Genomic DNA, 18308 nt, shown 5'->3' with positions numbered 1-18308 from the left:
CCTTTCACCCGAAGAGGGATTGTGAAGCAAAACAACCGCCAGATGAAAGCGGCCAGGGCGTGGATCAGGCTTTCAGTACCGTGATCCCCTGTTGCTGTAGCGCATCTTCCATCGTCAGCAGCAGTCCGGCATCGGTGATCACGGTATTAATATCGCTGTGTTTCGCCACGTTGTAAGGGAACAGCTTGCCAAACTTACCCGACTCGGCAATCACATAGTTCTCTACCCGCTTCTCAATGGCCAGCCGGATATTCTCCGCCCGCATGACATCCCGCCCGGTAAACCCCTGCTCCGGGCTGTAACCGTCAATGCCGATAAAGACCTTGTTGAAATTAATATTGTTAATGCACAGATGCGTCAGCGGTCCCACCAGGCACTCACTGCGTTTTTGCAGCACGCCACCGATGAGCACCACGTCCTGATAGCAGTTTTTCAGTTCGTTGGCCACGTACACACAGGGTGTCACCACGGTAACATCCAGGCCGGATCGGCCGATCTCCCTGGCAAAGTGCGCATTGCTGCTGCCGGCTTCGATAAACAGCGTATCGCCTTCTGACAGCAGTGACAGCGCCCGTTTTGCCATCGCCTCTTTGGTGGAGAAGTTACTGCTCACGCGCTCGGAGAGATCGTTAAGCGATACCGCATAGCCATGCGCCCGGGTGAGATAGTGCAGGCTTTCCAGCGCATTCAGATCTTTACGGATCGTCACGCCAGACACACCGGCGATCTGCGCCAGTTCGTTAATACTGACCTTCCCTTTCTCTTCTACCCGATCGAGAATTCGCCGGTGTCGTTGTTTCATCGTGACCTTCTGTCGCCACAGGGGCTTTCATTCGTAACGTTTCATTTTCATATTAAGTAAGCCGCCGACAGATAACAATCGCCACCCCGGAAAACAGTGCCTCTTTTTCAGGTCGGTTTTTCCGCATACGGCTATTTTCCGCCATACTGCACGCCAGTAACCGGGCTTCGGGCGCAGTCCGCGCTGCCTGCCGGGCCGTAGCACTGGCGTAACGCCGTTAAAAGGGGAAGCCCTGTGCAAAAGCTGCCTCTTTTTTCCATCACCGATTCCAACGATGATGGGCCCTGTTTTTACTTTTTATTCAGGGGACCTGATGATTAAAATGATTGCTGTCGATATGGACGGCACCTTCCTCGATGACCATAAAACCTATAACAAAGCGCGATTCTTAGCGCAATATCAGCAACTTAAAGAAAAAAATATTAAGTTTGTCGTGGCCAGCGGCAACCAGTACTACCAGCTGATCAGCTTTTTCCCGGACATCCGCGATGAGATTGCTTTTGTCTCTGAAAACGGCGCAAATATTGTCGACGCAGGCAGGACACTGTTCTGCGGTGAGTTAAGCGATGACCATCTGAAGAAAGTGCTGACGGTGCTGAGCGCACTCCCCTATGCCCACACCGTGGTCTGCGGGCCGCGCAGCGCTTATATGCTTAAGAGCGCCCCCGACTCGCTGCGGGCGCTGATGGCGAAGCACTATCATCGTCTGGAACTGCGCGACGACTTTACCGCGCTGGATGACACCATCTTCAAATTCTCGCTAAACCTGGCCGATGAGAAGATCCCGGAGCTGATGGCGCACATTGGCCATGCTCTGGATGGTATCGTCGCCCCGGTATCCAGCGGCTTTGGCTTTGTTGACCTGATCATCCCCGGCGTCCATAAGGCCCACGGGCTGTCCCTGCTCCAGCGTCAGTGGCAGATTGCCGACCATGAAGTGGTCGCCATCGGCGACAGTGGCAACGATATTGAGATGGTTGCCCAGGCCGGATTTGGCTTTGCCATGGCCAACGCGCAGCCTGCCGTGAAGCAGGTCGCACGTTATCATACCGAGAGCAATAACCAGGAAGGGGCGCTGAATGTGATCGAGCGCGTGCTGACCGGTCGCGCGCCGTTTGAGGGTTAAGGCCGCCCCGTACCGGGGAATTCTACCGCTGGCGGGCTGACCAGAACAAAAGGTCAGCCCCTGCGGAACCAGAAGTTTAGCCTCTACAGAAACAGACGATCGAGGGAGTCCTGCTGTCGCTGCTGATACAGCGCAAACTCATCAATGACCGGGCAGCCGAGCGCCTGCTCAAAGGCTGCCTGGCTGGGGTTTCCACTGCTCACCCGCTGCGTGTCGCCGCCCAGATTCGACTGGAAAATACCTGCCGCACTGACCGGCAGGAAATCTTCGTAGATAATCGGTTCGGCAATTACCGCGCCCCGGGCGATCTGGCTCTCCAGATCCTCACCTGGGGTAATAGCGTGCTGCGGATCGCGGCGGTAACGGTAAAACGCCAGCTGCTGCTGGCGCAGCTGGTCAGCGTCATCAGGGAACGCAGCAAACACCGCGCTCAGGTGGCGCTGGTGACTGGTGTTGTCCCCGTGTTTCGCGGCCGAGGCCTCACGCAGCAGCCGGTCGTACAGCTCCCGCCCTTTGCGCGTCAGCGCCACGCCGCGCTGCTCAATTTCGCCAAAGCGCGCGGTATGTGTGCCGGCCGTCTGGTCGGTAAAATCGATCGCCTCATTCAGCGCCTTGAAGCTTGTCTGACGCAGCAGGATCGGGCAGCGCCTGGCCGGCGGCCCTTCAATAGTCTCTTTCGGCGTAATGCCATACTCCGGCATCAGCTGCTGTACGCGATCGATATCCAGCGTGCGCGGCGTCAGATGGTTGATATGCGGCCCGCGAAAGCACGCCACATCGGCAATCAGGCGATGCTGGGCCAGCAGCGCATTATAGGTACCGAGATCAACCGAGGCCTGATGATGCCAGCGGAAGGTGTCCAGCGCCTCCCGCACAAATTCGTCCGCCTGTTCATCCGTCAGCCCCCCCTGCTGCTGGTGGATAGCCAGCAGTTCGCGCAGACGGGGGGTAAAAATATCGCGCCGGGCCAGTAGTTCACTGACCCTGTCGCGCAGCGCCGGGTCCTCAATCAGCTCCAGCCGCAGCAGTGAGGTAAAGACCCGGAACGGGTTAACCTGTAATGAAGCCTCCGATACCGGACGGAACGCGGTGGAGTGTACCGGCACCCCGGCCGTGGAAAGGTCGTAATAACCCACGGCGGACATCCCCATCACCGCAAACAGTTCACGCAGGGTCGACAGCTCCTGTGCCGTCCCTACGCGGATAGCGCCGTGGCGCTCCACGCTCAGGCGGTTGACCTCCTGCGGCCACTGTGCGGCATCCAGCGCATCCGGGCTTTTGGCCAGTACCTGCTGATTTACCTCGCGCACCAGTTGCAGCAACGTGCCATATTGCGGAACTTCCTTCTGATACATCGCTGACATCGCTTTAGAGAAACGGTCGCGGATCTGGTCTTCGCTGATAAAACGGTGACTCATTGCAGATCTCCTGAAAGGTGCTGTTGATGTTCCCACAGGGAGGATAGCCATGCCGGTGAAGGCTAAGTGTTAGTTTCATCACAGATTGTAAACTGAGAATGAAAATATCATTGCAGCCGCGTCGGCAACTGAGACAAAATCATTCTATTACGAAATATTTCAAAGTGAATTTTCGTTAACCGACACTCTGGATTGTTACTGTTTACCAGCCGACTGGTGACAGGCAAAACCTGAAGCGTTTTTCTTACCCTGATTAAGCGGTAAGAAAAGCTATTCAGGTTTTTTTTTGCTTTGAGAAAAGTGTTTCGCAGAAATGAATAAGGAGAATGAAGAGAAAAGAAATAAAACGATAAAAATAACCCTCTGATTTAAAAGAGCGTCGTCTGCATTCGCACCCGCTCTCCATTTTATGCCCGTTAGCGGTAAGACTGGCAGGGAAACCGCATGTCTTTTATTTATCATGCCACACCTGGGAAGCTAAAAAGTGAAAAAATCGTCATTAACAATAATAGCCGTTCTTATTACTTCTGCTCTGTTTCCGGCCCCTCTTCTTGCCGCTAAATTAACGCTGGAGCAGCGGCTGGAATTGCTGGAAAAAGAGTTGCAGCGCACGCAAACAGAATTTCAGGAATATAAAGCCCGGCACGAACAGCCGGCTATAGCAAAACGTGCGACAGCGGTCAGCACGCCAGAGGCCGACACGACGCCTGCCACGGTCAGTGCCCGCTCAACGGTGGAGGTGGCCAGCACCTCAGCCGCTGGCGAAAGCAGCCAGCCAGTCACGCTGAAAGAGATCAGCCAGTATGTCAAAGATGAGATCGGCTTCACCTATTCCGGCTACCTGCGCAGCGGCTGGGCAACCGGCAATAATGGCTCTCCGCAGTCCTATGCGATCGGCTCCGTCGGGCGCTTTGGTAACGAGCACAGCGGCTGGTTCGACTTACTGCTGAAGCAGCGGGTCTATCAGCAGAACGGTAAAAGTGCCGAAGCTATCGTTAAACTGGATGGTAACGTCAGTCAGCAGTACGGCTCCGGCTGGTTTGGTGATAACAACGGCAATGAAAACCTGCTGCAATTTTCTGATATCTATCTGACCACCCAAGGCTTCCTGCCCTTCGCGCCAGAGGCGGACTTCTGGGTCGGTAAACACACCCTGCCGGTCTATGAGATCCAGATGCTGGACTGGAAAAGCGTGCGTACGGACGTCGGCGGCGGTATTGGCATCGAAAATCTGGCGGCCGGGCCGGGTAAGGTAGATCTGTCACTGACGCGTGAAGATATCGACGTTTACTCGCGCGATCTCAACAATAAAACCCAGATGAACACCAACTCCGTCGAGGCACGCTATAAAGACCTGCCGCTGTGGGACAGCGCCACCCTGACGGTGATGGGTAAATATTCCATGGCCAATAAAACGGATGAGCAGAAAAGCAATGAAGGCAGTGACCGCTTCTACACGCTGAAAGACGCCTGGCTGGCCACGGCCATCGTGCGGCAGCAGCTGAGCAACAAGGGTTTCAACGACTTCAGCCTGCAGGCCGGGAACAACTCTTTCGCCAGCAGTTTTGCCAATTACAACGGGGCCAGTTCCAATGTCAGCTACAACGGGTACTATTATGGCGACCACACCAACGGCACGGCATTCCGCGCCATCTCACAGGGTGAAATGTACCTGAGCGATAAGATCATCATGGCCAATGCGCTGGTCTACTCGCGCGGTAACGATGTGTACAGCTACGAGAGTGGTTCACACAGTGATTTTGAGAGCCTGCGTACCGTGGTACGCCCGGCCTGGATCTGGGACAGCTATAATCAGACCGGTGTGGAGCTGGGCTGGTTTACCCAGAGCAATAAAACCCAGTCAGGTGACACGCTGAAAGAGTCCGGCTATAAAACCACGCTGTATCACGCGCTGAAAGTGGATACCAGCATTCTTAACTCGCGCCCGGAGATCCGTTTCTACGGCACGTACCTGCACGTGCTGGACAACGGACTGTCAGATTACCGCTTCCAGGACAGTAAAAACGATCAGCTTTCGCTGGGCGTACAGGCCGAAGTCTGGTGGTAATCTGCCCCTGATGTGCTTAACCGATAAGGACGTAACCGATGAAGAAATCTGCTGTTGCACTGCTGCTGTCCGGCCTGTTGCTGGGCGCTACGCTCCCGGCCTTTTCCGCCACGCTGCCTGCTGATTTTCCGCCCTTCCCTCCCCAGGACCGGCCGGTAAACCAGTACGTAACCCAGGTGAACGCGGATCGCAGCATTACCTTCCGGCTGTATGCACCACAGGCGAAAAAGGTCTCGGTGTTTACCGGGGCCACGCCGGAAAGCTACGTGTCACACCCGATGGTGAAAGATGCCAGCGGCATCTGGAGCTTCCGCTCAGCGGTACAGGCCCCTAATCTGTATGAATATTTCTTTAGCGTCGATGGCTTCCGCAGTATTGATACCGGAACAGCGTATGCCAAGCCGCAGCGTCAGGTGAACACCAGCCTGATCCTGGTACCGGGCAGTATTCTCGATGTGCGCAACGTGCCGCACGGTGACGTACGCACGCTGACCTATCACTCGCCGCAGCTGAAGCGGGAGCGTCAGGTGGCAGTATGGACGCCGCCGGGCTATGACGGTAAAGGCGCGCCGCTGCCAGTGCTCTATTTCTATCATGGCTTCGGTGACAGCCTGCGTTCGGCCATCGACCAGGGGCGCGTGCCGGAAATGATGGATAACCTGCTGGCGGAAGGCAAAATCAAGCCGATGCTGGTGGTGATCCCGGATACGGAAACCGATACCGCCACCACCACGCCGGAAGATTATGTGCCGCAGGAACGCCGCAAACTGTTCTATCCACGTAATGCGCAGGCCGCCGACCGCGAACTGATCCACGATATTATTCCGCTGATCAACCAGCGCTTTAACGTGCGTCATGATGCAGAGGGCCGTGCTCTGGCGGGCCTGTCACAGGGGGGTTACCAAGCCCTGGTGTCCGGCCTCAGCCACCTGGATTATTTCAGCGCGCTGGCGACCCTGAGCGGCGTCAGCACCACGACCGTCCCTGACGCACGGGTGGCGGCGCAGCTGGAAAAACCGCAGCAGATTAACCGTCAGCTGAAAAACTTTACCGTGGTGGTGGGCGAAAATGACATCGTGACCGGAAAAGATATCGCCGGGCTGAAGCAGACCCTGGAGGAAAAAGGCGTGAAGTTTGACTATCACGCCTGGCCGAAGCTGGGCCACGAGATGGATGTCTGGCGGCCCGCCTATGCTGAATTCGTGCAGAAACTGTTCCGTTAATCCGGTCATAAGAGAGAGATGATGTCATCACCACGTATTGGGGTCGGCGTTCTTATTTTCCGTGACGGTAAGCTGTTACTGGGGAAACGCCAGGGCAGCCACGGTGCCGGCGACTGGTCGGCCCCCGGCGGGCATCTGGAGTTTGGGGAAACCCCCCAGCAGTGTGCAGCACGTGAAGCGCTGGAAGAGTGCGGCATGGTGACCGGCGACTGTATCGCCGGGCCGTTTACCAACGATATTTTCCAGGCCGAACAGCAGCATTACGTCACGCTGTTTATGCTGGCGTATCACGCCAGCGGCACGCCGCAGCGCTGTGAGCCGGAAAAGTGTGAGGGCTGGCACTGGTGCGATCCGGCTGCGCTGCCGCAGCCGCTGTTCGCTCCGCTGAAATCGCTGCTGACACAGGTCGATCTGGTGGCACTGAGTACGCCGCCTTAACGGCCGCTTCCCACCGGGAAACCTTCCCTGTCGCTCCCGCGAGGGTCGGAACATCAAAAAAGCACCCGGCGGCAGCGCCCGGTGCTTTTTTAGCCTGTGCAATGGTTAAAAAGCGTGCAAAATCAGTAGCGCACGGAGGGACGCCGTCGTACAGTGGATCACCTGCCCTTCTGCCCGTGAGAACCGAATGAACCCGCTTGCCTCGCTGCTGAACCTGAGTGCTCACCCGATTACCGATGCCGCTTACACTGCACGCTGTCAGCAGGCGCTTGCCGCGCAGGGTGCCCTGGTGCTGCGCGGTTTTTTAACCGCTGCCGCCCTGGCCGCCATTAAGCAGGAAGGCGAGGACAACCAGCATCTGGCCTTTTATGCCAGCAGTCGGCACAACGTCTATCTGCAAAAAACCGACGCGGCTTTTGCCGCCGACCATCCGCGTAACCGTCAGGTGCTCTCATCGAAAGGCTGTATTACCGATGAAGAGATCCCCGCCGACTCTGCCCTGCGCGCCCTGTATGATTCAGCCACCTTTAAAGCGTTTCTCTGCGGTGTACTGGATGAACAGCAGCTGTTTCCCTATGCCGACCGCCTGTCGTCGATCAACCTGCACTACGCGCACACCGGCCAGGAGCTGGGCTGGCATTTTGATAACTCGTCGTTCGCCATCACGCTGCTGATCCAGAAGCCGCAGGCGGGCGGTGTTTTTGAATACGTCAGCCATCTGCGCAATGCCGAAGCAGGTGAGATGAACTACAGCGGCGTGGCAGCCGTGCTGGACGGTGAGCGTGCGGTGGAAAAACTGGCGATTGAGCCAGGGGACCTGGTGCTGTTTCGCGGGCGTAATGCCCTGCACCGCGTCACGCCGACGGAAGGGGAGATCACCCGGATGCTGGTGGTGCTGGCGTACAATGCTCAGCCGGATGTCGCGCTGTCAGAAAGCGCCCGCATGACCTTCTACGGACGCCTGTAAAGCGACTGCTGTAGCGCCTCCCAGCCGCGCTGGAAAACCTGCCGGGTGCGCAGCGCCGTCAGCGCCCGCCAGTCCGGATCGGCCGGGTAGAAACCCTCAAACAGCTGCTGTTTCACGCGCAGCGCCTGTTCGCTGTTCAGGTCACCGTAGAGGTGCAGCCAGTGGTCGTCACGCACGCGGCGGTGCATCTCGCGGCCGTCATACGTTCCACACTCTACCACCAGCTGGATCAGGTCGGTTTCAGGCAGCTGGTCCAGCATAAACTGCGACAGGTAGCCCGTGGCCGTGGCCGTCACGCCGGTATCACTCTCGCTGCTGGCCCCGGTAATAATCACCGTCAGCCATTCGCCAAACAGGCGTTTCGCCTCATCCAGCGCCGGGTAAGCACGTTCGGCAATCGCCAGCAGCATCGGATGGCCCCAGGCACCGGCCCCGGTATGCAGGTCAAAGCTGATCATTCGCCGCGCCATTTGCAGATGATTGGCGATAATCTGCCGCAGGATCTGCTGTGACCAGCTGGCCTGACTGCCGCCATAGAAAATGCCATCGGCAAACTGATACTGTCCGGCTTCTACGATACGCTTCACGCCGTTCCAGCCGATGTCGGCACACTTCAGCGCCATCTGCACATCGGCCTCTGCCCGCTCTACCCCGTCAAGATCGCGACAGGTGTAAAGACTGTGCAGCGCCGGGTAGGCGGCGTTGTGCGGCACTTCAGCGCTGAAATCAACGAAGTTACGATTCAGATCGGCATTGTCTTCATTCACCCGCCGCAGATGCGCCGTGCCCCACGGGTTAATCAGATGGACCAGCACCAGCGCCACATCCTGCGGCAGCGTACTGCCATCCAGCTCCTCCAGCCAGGCGATCTGGCTGTCGGAACCGTAGTAGCCCTCAACGCCGTGGGTGCCGGACACCACCAGCATCACCTGCGGCGCATCGGCACGCCCTATTACCGCCACATCGGTGAAGAGCGCTTCGCCCTGCGGGCCGCTCAGCGGGTGCGGATAGCAGGTGACCGCGCCACCCCGCTTGCCAGCCGCCGCGAGAAAGCGGGCGCGCTGGGTTTGAAAATCAGGCAGTGTGATCTCCGTCATGACTTACTCCGGGCGGTGATAAACATCAAAGCTGAAGTATTGCTTCGCCAGCCTGTCGTAAGTGCCGTTTTTATGCAGTTCCGCCATCGCCTCGTTAATCCTGGCGATGCGGGCACCGTCGTCTTTACGCAGGCCAATACCCACGCCCTCACCGAAGTATTTCGGGTCATACAGCGGTTTCCCGGCAATATGGTAATCCGCGCCCTGCGGCGTTTTCAGGAAGCCCGATTCCGCCGCAGCGGCATTGGTAAAGGTCGCATCCAGGCGGCCTGACGCCAGGTCCGGGTAAATTTCTGACTGGTTGGGATAGCTCACGACCTGAACGCCCTTGCTACCCCACAGGGTCTGAGCAAAGCCCTCCTGGGTCGTGCCCTGCGCCACGCCGATCGTTTTGCCTTTCAGCGAGGCCAGCTCCGGCAGCAGTTTGCTGTCTTTACGCGTCAGCAGCGCGCTGGGGGTGTTATAGAGCATATCGGTAAACGCCACCTGCTGGCGGCGCTTGTCGGTCATCGCCATCGCCGAGAGGATGGCATCAAACTTACGCGCGTGTAAGGCCGGGATGATGCCGTCATAGCCGGTCTGCACCCAGACGCATTTGACCTGCATCTGCTGACAGATAGCGTTGCCCATATCAATATCAAAGCCCTGGAGTGAGCCATCGGCGGCTTTGGATTCGAACGGCGGAAACGTCGGGTCAACGCCGAAGCGCAGCTCTTCTGCCGCCAGGGCGGAAGCGCTAAACCCCGCCAGCAACGCCAGCGCGGTCAGGGTCAGTTTTTTCATCTCACGTACTCCGAATCATCATGCGGGTTAGCATCAAGTAATAGCATGATTTTTCATGGAGAAATAAGGCTTTTGTCTTATGGCAGGCGGGGATTAATAAGCCATTTTTATAATGCGGAGTCTGGTCTCAGAGGTGGCCGGGCGGCCACCTCCTGGAGGATTAACGCGAGGGGTACATTTCCAGCAGACGGCGCGTCACGCCGTTGGTCCAGCCAAAACCATCCTGCAGCGGATATTCCCCGCCACCACCGAGCAGGGCGGCATCGCCGCTGATGTTATATTTTTCCACCAGCTTATGGTGCTGCTGCCAGGTGCTGTCGACCGTATTCAGCCAGCGCCGGGCGATCTCCTGCGCCAGCAGCTCATCGCCGTAGCTGTTAAAGCCTTTGACCGCCAGCCACTGCATCGGTGCCCAGCCGTTCGGGCTGTCCCACTGCTCGCCGGTGACTTCCATCGTGCAGAGCATACCGCCCGGCGCAAGAAGGTAGTCACGTACGGCTTTTGCCGTGCGCGTGGCCTGATCCAGGCTGGCCATACCGACATACACCGGGGTGACCGCTGCAGCGCTGAACAGGGCTTTTTCCCCTTCCCGCCAGTTGTAATCGCGGTACAGGCCAGTTTCCTCTTCCCACAGATACTTGTCGACCACCTCACGGCGGCGCAGCGCCAGCTGCTGGAAGCGGTCAGCAACTTCCTGCTCACCTTTGCTGGCCGACAGGCGGGCAATGGTGGTTTCCAGCTTGTAGAGGAACGCATTCAGGTCTATCGGCACAATGCTGGTGGTCTGGATACTCGCCAGCCGGCCAGGCTCGGCCAGCCAGCGGGAGGTAAAGTCCCAGCCGGAGGCAGCCCCTGCACGCAGGTCGCGGTACACTTCGCTTGACGGACGCGCAGAGTCGCGTGCCGTTTCCACGTCTTCCAGGTACGATTCGTCACGCGGCGTGTCGCGGTCATCCCAGTAGCGGTTAAGCACCGATCCGTCTGGCAGCATGACCACGTGGCGATACGCCTGATTCGGGGAGAGCTCCCCCTGCCCGTCCATCCAGAATTCGTATTCACTTTTCAGCTGCGGCAGATAGTGCTGCGCTTCATGAATATCATTTTTTTCAAACAGCTCGACCATCATCGCAAACACCGGCGGCTGCGAACGGCTGAGGTAATACGTCCGGTTACCATTGGGGATATGGCCGTACTTATCGATCATCCACGCAAAGTTGTCGGCCATATTCCGCATCAGGTCACAGCGGCCAGCGGAGGCAAAGCCCAGCATGCTGAAATAAGAGTCCCAGTAATAGGTTTCACCGAAACGGCCGCCCGGCACCACGTAGGGTTTAGGCAGTGGCAGCAGTGAGGAAAATTCGCAGTGCTTTTCCGGCTGGCGGGTTAATACCGGCCATAGCGCATCAATATGCTGCTCAATGCTGTTGTTCGGATCGGCGACATAACGGCTGTCGTGGACGTGCGGCAGCTCAAAGTTTTCCAGCACAAATTCCAGCAGGTTGAAATCGTCCCGCTCACGGGCCAGATAATAGCGGTAGAGAATACGCTCTGGCTCAAACTTTGGCGCACAGTCGGCGAAGGTTTTACTGTCGGAAAAAATGCGCGACATCTGCACGGCTTCAAACAGATCCTGATAGCGGTCTGATGGCGTGAGGATATCGGGCGCAGGCAGGCCGCGGATTGGCTCCGGCTGTGGCTCAACTGCCGATTCCGGGCCAGCCTCATAATCGTTATACCAGGCTTCATATTCAGCAGGGTTGACGTCAATCATCGCTTCGTTTTGGTTAAAAGTGATAAGAACCTCCTGATGCCGAAAAAATACGTTGGCAAAGTCGTCTGGTGAAAAATATTTTTAAGTAATAAGGGGCTTATTATAGTACCCCAGTCTCAACGTGCAACCCGATGTTTCCATTACGCTTAATGACTGAATATTTCAAAAAATAAACGACAGGAAAAATAAGCCAAATTTACTGACATAAATAAAAATACAGGGAGGTATGCCGACAGAATAAACTACGAACCTCTTTAAATAAAACGGTTATTTTATTAATGAATTACAGCATCTTAGCCTGAATAATCAGAAAAAGGCTAAATGCCGCATTATTGTCATTCTTATCCAGTATTTTTTATTGCTAACAAGTGGTTAGCCAGTTTCAGCCGGTGACGGAAGCCTGTAAGGGGGAATGGCAGGGAAAAAGCCCTGCTGCTGCAGAAGGAGGCAAGGGTAAAAAAGAGGCCGCCGCCCCCCTGATTCGGACAATACTGAGACCGCAGCGGGCCATTTTTATCGCCGGGGATCGCCAACGATACCCTCAGGGGGAGAACGCCGGTGGCAGATACCGGGCATAAGGAAGAATATTTGCCCACTGTGATTTACTTCTCACTGTTGGGAAAATAAACTACGGCCCCTTCGTGACTCAACGAACCGAATCAAACAGATTTTCCCCTCAGGCTGAGGGGGAGCAGAAAGGATGATGTATGACGCTTCAACTCTGGCTGGCTTATACCGGCGTGATTGCCGCCCTGATTGCCATACCCGGCCCGTCGGCCCTGATCAGCATGACCCACGGCCTGCGCTACGGCCGCAAACAGGCCCTGGCGACGGTGACCGGTGGCGTACTGGCCGCGATGATGCTGATGACGGCCTCCGCGCTTGGCCTGGGGGCGATCCTTGCCGCTTCGACCACTGCCTTTACCGTACTGAAAGTGGTCGGTGCGGCGTACCTGATCTGGCTGGGGATTGCCGCCTGGCGAGATAACAGCGAACCCACCGCCGTGAATACCGTCGAGGCCGGAGACACGCCCGGAGCCTGGCGCCTGTTCCGTAAAGGCTTTACGGTCGGCATCAGCAACCCGAAAGATCTGCTGTTCTTCGCGGCGCTGTTCCCGAACTTTGTCGATGCCAGCCAGCCGCACGCCATGCAGTTTGCCACGCTGGCCATCACCTGGGCAGTCCTGGATCTCAGCATTATGTTCAGCTATGCCTGCGCCGGACGCCGCCTGTCGGGGGTTTTCTCTAATGCCCGCCGCCTGCGCATTCTGAACCGCTCCACCGGCAGCCTGTTTGTCTTCGCCGGCGGTGCGCTGGCGGTTTCAGCCAAATAAGCTATCCGGCCTGGCTTATGCGCCCGCTGGCGCGCGCATAAGCAAACAGCCCTCCGGCCTCGATTATCCTCGCCAGCTCGCCCACCGGGTCGGTCTTCAGTATTTCCCCCGTTTCCAGCAGTGTTACCGTCTGGCTGCGGGGATCTATCGTCACATAATCCCCGGTACGCAGCCGCTGATGCAGTGCGCCAGAGCAGATCACCGGCAGCAGTTCCCCGGTCGCCACGCAGTTGCGGAAGAAAATACGCGCAAATGACGGGGCCAGCACCGCTTTTACCCCGGATGCCCCCAGCGCCATCACAGCATGCTCCCGCGAGGATCCGCAGCCAAAGTTTTTACCCGCCACAATAATCGGGTAAGCCGCACGTCCGCTGCCAGCATCAATAAACGGCAGTGCCCCTTCCGGTAAACCACACATCGCCAGGGAAGCCAGCTGGGCGTAACCCTCCGGCAGGGAAGGATTCACCTTGAGATACTCTGCGGTGAGGATCTGGTCAGTATCAATGTTGTCGCCCAGCACGTACACCGTGCCGCTGATGATCGGTTCCATACTCATACTCCGAGTTCTGCAGGATTGGTTATCATGCCGGTGATCGCCGCGGCCGCGACCGCATAAGGCGATGCCAGATAAATGCTGGCGCGCTTATGTCCCATACGGCCAACAAAATTGCGGTTGGTGGTGGCGATCACCGATATCGGCTGATGCACACGGCCAAAGGTATCTGGCGGGCCACCGCAGCAGGCAGCACAGCCTGCTTCTGACGATAGCTGTACGCCCGCATCGGTCAGGATTTGATAGACCGATACGCCCCCGATTTGTGTGGTGATAAGGTGGTGAAACACCTCTTTGGTGGCCGGAACGGCGAAGGTGGGGATGGTGACTTTGCGCCCTTTCATCACCTGTGCGGCGGCAATAAAGTCGGCCAGCTTACCCCCGGTGCAGGAACCGATATAGGCCTGCGAGATGGCGACATTTTTCAGGGTATCAATGGCCACCACATTATCGGGCGAGTGAGGTTTTGCCACCTGCGGCTGCATCCCCGTGACGTCAAAATCGACCACGCGGCTATAGACCGCATCGGCATCTGCGGTCACCAGGCTGAACGGCACATCGGTGCGTGCCGCCAGGTAGTCAAGCGTGGCCTGGTTCGGCACCATAATGCCGTTCTTCGCCCCGCACTCCACCACCATATTGCATATCGTCATACGCTCTTCGACCGACAGGGCGTCAATCACGCTGCCACCAAACTCAATCGCTTCATAGGTTGCCCCCTCGACCGTCAGCTCCGCCAGCAGCAGCAGAATCAAATCTTTGGCCTGGACATGAGTGGGCAGAATGCCGTGATAATTGACGCGGATAGTGGTCGGAACTTTCAGCGGGATTTCCCCCGTCCCCAGCGCGTAGGCCGCATCCGTGATGCCTAAGCCAATCGCGAAACAACCAAAGGCCCCGGCGGTGACGGTATGAGAGTCAGTGCCCAGCAGCACCTCTCCGGGCCGGGTATGGCCGCCTTCGGCCAGGCCGATATGGCAGACGCCTTTATACTGTGGTGTGCCCACGTCATAGAAATAGGTAATCTTCTGCTCTTTGGCAAACTCCCGCATAACACGGATATTCTGATTGGCCTGAGGGTCGGCAGAATAGACAAAATGGTCCGGGATCATAATAAAACGTCCGGCGTCCCAGACTTTTGCCTGCGCACCAAACTCTTTTTTAAATACGCTGGCGACGCCAGGCGTACAGGGGTCGTGCGACATTAATATATCCACTTTCGCCCAGACTATTTCTCCAGGCATGACGGTATCCCTCCCGCTGGCACGCGCGAGTATTTTCTGACTGATTGTCTGACCCATATTTATTTATCTCTGTGTATTATTCCGGCCAATGAAGTGAATAAACTTTATTTACCTTACCGCTTTTCACTGCCGGGTAAACGCGGAATATGCTAATATCGTGGATTGTTTCCCTCTAAAAACAATCCGGGATCATAATGAGCGATTTTGAAAACCTGCACGGCATGATTATTTTTGCCAAAGTGGTGGAAACCCTGAGCTATACCGAAGCGGCGAAGGCACTCGGGCTGGCAAAATCCTCGGTGAGTAAAGAGATCACGGCGCTGGAAGTGCGCCTGGGGGCAAAACTGCTGCAGCGCACCACCCGGCGCATTCAGGTGACAGAAGTCGGGATGACCTATTACCACTACTGTTACCGGATACTGCATGAGGTGAAAAGTGCCGACCTGTTTATCCGCCAGTTTCACGAAGAGCCTACCGGCAGCCTGCGTGTGGTGGCACCGGTTTCCTTTGGCTGCCAGTGTATTGTTCCGGTGCTTAACCGCTTTGTCGCCAGCAATATCCACGTCAGCGTCGATCTGGATCTGACCGATCGCGCGGTCAATCTGGAAGAGGATGGCTTTGATATCGCCATCGCCATTACCCGCGAACTGCCGGAACACCGCCACTATCGTCCGCTGTCCGATATCGCCTGGGGGCTGTATGCCGCCCCGGCGTATATGCACAACATCGGTGCGATAGCCAGCCCGGATGACCTGCCGCGCCAGGACTATATTCTGTTTCGCGGCCCGGCCCACACCATTTCATTACCGTTCCGTAAAGAGAAACAGAAAAAGGATATTGAAGTCCGCAGCCGCTTCCGCGCCAACAACAGTATTGCCCTGTTAAATTCGGCCGTAGCACAGACCGGTATTGCCTATCTGCCGAATTATATTGCTCAGGAGGCGGTGACTCGCGGGGATCTGGTACAGATCCTCCCAGAATGGGAAATGGACATTTATAAATCCTACGTTCTGGTGAAAAGTGATAATTTCATTTCACCGCGCGTACGGTTATTTATTGAAGAGTTGCAGAAGGCGTTAAAAAAATAACCCTGGCGACCGGAAAGGGAATGGAGAAAAGGTAAGAACTGGCCGACAGGGAATATAAGGTCGGCCACTACGGTTTAGCGCGGAAACGATTTCACCCTAAATAATGGGCGTTACAGCATAGGCGGCAAAGGAGTGAATCCCCGGGAGCTTACCTGAGTAAGTGACCGGGGTGAGCACATGAAGCCAACGCCGTTGTCGCGTCAAGTATGACGGGTAAAATTACCCTAAATAATGGGCGTTACAGCAAGGCGGCAAAGGGGTGAATCCCCGGGAGCTTACCTGAGTAAGTGACCGGGGTGAGCACATGAAGCCAACGCCGTTGTAGCGTCAAGTATGACGGGTAAAATTAATAGTAGTTGCCGTGACGGTAATCCCAGGTCGTAAAGATATCCGACATCATCGACATAATCTTATCAACATCCAGGCCTTTACGGATCAGCACCGGGCACGGCGTGATATTACGTTCGCCTTTCTGCTCGGGCACCAGCTTACCGTTATCGTCAACCATCGCTACCATTACACCCTGCTCGTAACGGGTCTTTTCTGACTCGTTTGGCTGGATAGACTTCACATAGTCGTTAGCGGCAATAATCAGATCTGCGTGCTGTTCAATACGGTCGCCGATACCTTCGACCAGGCCACGGTTGCCTTTGCCTGACGGGTTAGCCGAGCTGGCGAAGGAGAACTTACCGTGGTTTTCCCACAGCTCTTTCGCCAGGTTCTCACCGGGTACGCCAAATTTGATGACGAAACAGCTGGTCTGACGGCGGTCCATCATCAGCTCTTTAGAGCCGTCATCCGGGATACGCGCTACCGCCTCTTCTTTCCACGGCAGGATGCAGCCCAGCAGCACGTCTTTGTCCCAGTGCTGCTGATACAGCGCTTCAATTTCCGGGTTCAGCTGGGCCAGCTCTTTCAGCTGTTCCAGAGAACCGCACAGCACTACGCCCGGCTTGTTACGGTTACGCTGCTTGGCGTCAAACTTGCGCTCCAGACCTTTGGCGTCAGACGTCATGATGATGTAGCCCACTTTGGTCGGGCAGACGATCATGCCGCCTTCCGCAGACAGGATCTTCACGGCTTCTGGCTGTAAGCCACCATTCCAGTTAACAACTTTATCGTTCATAGCAGCACCTTTCGTTCGGATTCGGTTCAAAGTAAAGTGGGTCATCACCCGTTGAAACCATCCTGCCACAGCCAGTTTTTAGCGCAACAATAAACACTATAAAGCCACGATTGTTTCCCACAGGAAACAACCGTTGCCGGTCAGCGCGGGATTAACTGTGCTGCTTTTAAGCGGTCAAACAGCTCAAAAAAGGCCTCACGCGTCGGCTGATAGCCCGTAAATCCGGCTTTCCGGCTTTTACTGACGTCGGTAAACACTTCCATCGGACGACCGAGGTCAGCATCGGTGTGCCACCATGACGCCAGCTTGCTGACATCCGGCTCTTTGAGGCCGGCTTCACTGGCAATCTTCTGCCACTGCTGCGCGGCATCGTTCATCCGCCCTTCCAGCGGCTGCTCGCCAGCGAAAGGGGCCGCTTCAATGCCGAAGTACGCGGCAATTTCGCCCCACATCCACTGCCAGCGGAACACGTCACCGTTGACCACGTTGTAATCCTGGTTTTGCGCAGAAGGCGTGGTGGCGGCCCAGAGCAGCTGGTCGGCCAGCAGGCGGGCGTCGGTCATGTCGGTCACCCCTTCCCACTGTGCTTTGGATCCCGGGAAGACAAACGGCTGCCCGGTCTGTTTGCACAGCGTGGCGTACACCGCCAGCGTCTGCCCCATGTTCATCGCGTTACCGACGGCGAAGCCAATCACCGTATGCGGGCGATGCACGCTCCAGGTACAGCCATATTTTTTTGCGGCGGCAAACACTTCGTCTTCCTGGGCATAGTAGAAATTCTCTACTGGCTGGCGGCCCTGCTCTTCGCGAAACGGCGTGACCGGCACCGCGCCCTTGCCGTAGGCGTCAAACGGGCCAAGGTAGTGCTTCAGGCCGGTGATCAGCGCCACGTGGCCCCCTTTCAGCGAGTCTCCCAGCGCGTCCAGTACGTTACGCACCATCGCTCCGTTGACGCGGATGTTCTCTTTTTCGTTTTCCTGGCGAGCCCAGGCGCTGAAGAACACCTTATCCACCACCACATCCTTCAGGGCGGCCTGTACAGATTCCGCATCGGTCAGGTCGGCAGTCAGCGATGTCACTCCGCCGATCACCGGGGTACGTCCGCGTGACAGGCCATTAACCTGCCAGCCTTCTGCCAGCAGGCGTTCGGCCAGGGCACTTCCGGTGACGCCGCTGACGCCCACAATCAAAGCTCGTTGCTGCATAATTTCTCTCCTGTTCAGTGAATTCCTTCAGCTTAATAGAGAATTAAATTCCCATCTCAGGTATA

Annotated in this window: 16 protein-coding genes; 7 read left to right on the top strand and 9 right to left on the bottom strand. The window is 56.6% G+C overall.

Annotated elements, in window-relative coordinates:
• Window positions 1-64 precede the first annotated feature (64 nt).
• Window positions 65-802 (bottom strand): DeoR/GlpR family DNA-binding transcription regulator, encoded by a 738-nt coding sequence (locus ACZ3HG_RS21305; RefSeq protein ID WP_191935569.1) that lies wholly within the window; start codon window positions 800-802, stop codon window positions 65-67.
• Window positions 803-1115: 313 nt separating this feature from the next.
• Here ACZ3HG_RS21305 and ACZ3HG_RS21300 point away from each other — a divergent pair, with 313 nt between their 5' ends.
• Window positions 1116-1928: a Cof-type HAD-IIB family hydrolase gene (locus ACZ3HG_RS21300; protein WP_274604360.1), complete on the top strand. Its 813-nt coding sequence runs from the start codon at window positions 1116-1118 to the stop codon at window positions 1926-1928.
• An 83-nt stretch (window positions 1929-2011) separates the two neighbouring features.
• On the opposite strand, the gene hglS is transcribed toward ACZ3HG_RS21300, so the two are convergent.
• On the bottom strand, window positions 2012-3346 hold the full coding sequence (gene hglS / locus ACZ3HG_RS21295; protein ID WP_191935568.1) for a 2-oxoadipate dioxygenase/decarboxylase HglS: 1335 nt from the start codon (window positions 3344-3346) through the stop codon (window positions 2012-2014).
• Window positions 3347-3830: 484 nt separating this feature from the next.
• Here hglS and ACZ3HG_RS21290 point away from each other — a divergent pair, with 484 nt between their 5' ends.
• The 4 genes from ACZ3HG_RS21290 to ACZ3HG_RS21275 all read left to right on the top strand — a co-directional run bounded on the left by ACZ3HG_RS21290 (window position 3831) and on the right by ACZ3HG_RS21275 (window position 8042).
• The gene (locus ACZ3HG_RS21290) at window positions 3831-5414 is read left to right on the top strand and encodes a carbohydrate porin (RefSeq protein WP_191935567.1); all 1584 of its coding nucleotides are present in this window, start codon (window positions 3831-3833) and stop codon (window positions 5412-5414) included.
• Between the two features lie 38 nt (window positions 5415-5452).
• Window positions 5453-6637 carry an alpha/beta hydrolase-fold protein gene (locus tag ACZ3HG_RS21285; RefSeq protein ID WP_062748014.1) on the top strand — a complete coding sequence of 395 codons (1185 nt, stop codon included), beginning with the start codon at window positions 5453-5455 and terminating at the stop codon, window positions 6635-6637.
• Window positions 6638-6655: 18 nt separating this feature from the next.
• On the top strand, window positions 6656-7075 hold the full coding sequence (locus ACZ3HG_RS21280) for a nucleotide triphosphate diphosphatase NUDT15 (protein ID WP_342214496.1): 420 nt from the start codon (window positions 6656-6658) through the stop codon (window positions 7073-7075).
• A gap of 187 nt (window positions 7076-7262) precedes the next feature.
• Window positions 7263-8042, top strand: a complete 780-nt coding sequence (locus ACZ3HG_RS21275; RefSeq protein WP_465334321.1) for a HalD/BesD family halogenase — start codon at window positions 7263-7265, stop codon at window positions 8040-8042.
• Here the strand turns inward: ACZ3HG_RS21275 and ACZ3HG_RS21270 are convergent.
• From ACZ3HG_RS21270 to treF, 3 genes are all read right to left on the bottom strand, one after another.
• Window positions 8027-9130, bottom strand: coding sequence for a DUF2817 domain-containing protein (locus tag ACZ3HG_RS21270; RefSeq protein WP_191936191.1), 1104 nt, complete (start codon window positions 9128-9130; stop codon window positions 8027-8029). The genes ACZ3HG_RS21275 and ACZ3HG_RS21270 overlap by 16 nt on opposite strands.
• A 12-nt stretch (window positions 9131-9142) precedes the next feature.
• Window positions 9143-9922, bottom strand: a complete 780-nt coding sequence (locus tag ACZ3HG_RS21265; protein ID WP_191935564.1) for an ABC transporter substrate-binding protein — start codon at window positions 9920-9922, stop codon at window positions 9143-9145.
• A 160-nt stretch (window positions 9923-10082) separates the two neighbouring features.
• On the bottom strand, window positions 10083-11717 hold the full coding sequence (gene treF, locus ACZ3HG_RS21260) for an alpha,alpha-trehalase TreF (RefSeq protein ID WP_342214499.1): 1635 nt from the start codon (window positions 11715-11717) through the stop codon (window positions 10083-10085).
• A 683-nt stretch (window positions 11718-12400) separates the two neighbouring features.
• Here treF and ACZ3HG_RS21255 point away from each other — a divergent pair.
• On the top strand, window positions 12401-13027 hold the full coding sequence (locus ACZ3HG_RS21255) for a LysE family translocator (protein WP_191935562.1): 627 nt from the start codon (window positions 12401-12403) through the stop codon (window positions 13025-13027).
• A 1-nt stretch (window position 13028) separates the two neighbouring features.
• Here ACZ3HG_RS21255 and ACZ3HG_RS21250 read toward each other — a convergent pair whose 3' ends face one another.
• Complete coding sequence (locus ACZ3HG_RS21250) at window positions 13029-13583, bottom strand: LeuD/DmdB family oxidoreductase small subunit (RefSeq protein WP_465334318.1); 555 nt, start codon at window positions 13581-13583, stop codon at window positions 13029-13031.
• Complete coding sequence (locus ACZ3HG_RS21245) at window positions 13580-14881, bottom strand: 3-isopropylmalate dehydratase large subunit (RefSeq protein WP_465334316.1); 1302 nt, start codon at window positions 14879-14881, stop codon at window positions 13580-13582. The genes ACZ3HG_RS21250 and ACZ3HG_RS21245 overlap by 4 nt, the downstream gene beginning before the upstream one ends.
• Before the next feature lie 137 nt (window positions 14882-15018).
• On the opposite strand from ACZ3HG_RS21245, the gene ACZ3HG_RS21240 reads away from it, so the two are divergent.
• Window positions 15019-15912, top strand: a complete 894-nt coding sequence (locus ACZ3HG_RS21240) for a LysR family transcriptional regulator (RefSeq protein WP_191935559.1) — start codon at window positions 15019-15021, stop codon at window positions 15910-15912.
• 346 nt (window positions 15913-16258) lie between these two features.
• Here ACZ3HG_RS21240 and ACZ3HG_RS21235 read toward each other — a convergent pair whose 3' ends face one another.
• Entirely contained in the window at window positions 16259-17038 is a 780-nt protein-coding gene (locus tag ACZ3HG_RS21235; RefSeq protein ID WP_191935558.1) for an L-threonylcarbamoyladenylate synthase, read from the bottom strand.
• Window positions 17039-17178: 140 nt separating this feature from the next.
• A complete protein-coding gene (locus ACZ3HG_RS21230) occupies window positions 17179-18243 on the bottom strand; it encodes an SDR family oxidoreductase (RefSeq protein ID WP_191935557.1) in 1065 nt (354 codons plus the stop codon).
• Window positions 18244-18308 lie beyond the last annotated feature (65 nt).

It is taken from the genome of Erwinia sp. PME.40.26/001, from assembly GCF_055556675.1.
The sequence above is the reverse complement of the archived record's forward strand: the minus strand, read 5'-3'. Positions and strand labels throughout refer to the sequence as shown.